A 971-nucleotide genomic window follows, 5' to 3' on the forward strand; every position below is an offset into this window, starting at 1 on the left:
AGCCGGGTGCTTCTTGACGAGTCAGACGTGGTGTTGCTTGTCGGAACGCGTACAAATCAGAATGCGACTGACAACTGGCGTCTTATCCCGCCCACGGCGAAGATCATCCATATAGATATTGATCCGGGCGAGATTGGGCGGACGTACGAGGCCTTGCGGCTGGTCGGATCCGCTGCTGAAACGCTCAGAGACTTGCGCCAGGCGCTGGAAGCGCAGTCCTTGGCTGTCCGCCAACAAGCGAGGGCCGGCGTGGAAGCGAGGGTCGCCGCCGCATGGCGGGATTTTGAAAGCGATAGGTACGAGGTAGCTCACCGGGAGAATGCCCCGCTCCGCCCCGAATACCTAATGCATGAGCTTCAATCCCGATTGACGCCCGAGACTACGGTCGTGACCGACGCCAGCTATTCGTCATTTTGGGTCACGGGGCAGCTCCGCAGTCTGAAAGCCGGAATGCGGTTTATTACCCCGCGCGGCCTGGCGGGCCTGGGATGGGGGTTGCCACTTGCAATCGGAGCGAAGGTTGCTCGTCCCGACCATCCTGTCGTCGCCATAGTTGGTGATGGTGGCTTCGGCCACAGCTGGGCTGAACTCGAGACGCTGGTTCGCTCTGGCATTTCACTTACTGTTATCGTCCTCAACAACGGCATTCTAGGCTTTCAGAAGCACGCCGAGACGGTCAAGTTCAAAGGGTATACAAGCGCTTGCCACTTTAGCGTAGTCGACCATGCAAAGATCGCAGAAGCCTGTGGTTGCCCGGCCGTGCGAGTTAGTCGTCCCGATGAGCTTGCGGAAGCGCTTGACCGCGGGCTCACCGGGAAGCTGCCGCTCCTGATCGACATGATCACGGATCCGAGCGCTTTTCCGCCAATCTCGCTCTTCGAGAAGCTGGAGGAGCAGGCGTGAGTCTCGTAGCGTATCCGCGAACTGCAGTCGTTACGGGCGGCACAACTGGTATTGGCCTTGCCTGTGCC

1 protein-coding gene is annotated in these 971 nt (G+C 59.5%); it reads left to right on the forward strand.

All coding sequences use genetic code 11. The annotated features are described in order from the left end of the window. The coding region (locus tag NKH70_RS35660) for a thiamine pyrophosphate-dependent enzyme (protein ID WP_353027473.1) at nucleotides 1–903 on the forward strand (903 nt) is incomplete at its 5' end. Nucleotides 904–971: the final 68 nt, after the last annotated feature.

The sequence above is a fragment of the Mesorhizobium sp. M0991 genome (genome assembly GCF_040318915.1).
Lineage (GTDB): Bacteria > Pseudomonadota > Alphaproteobacteria > Rhizobiales > Rhizobiaceae > Mesorhizobium.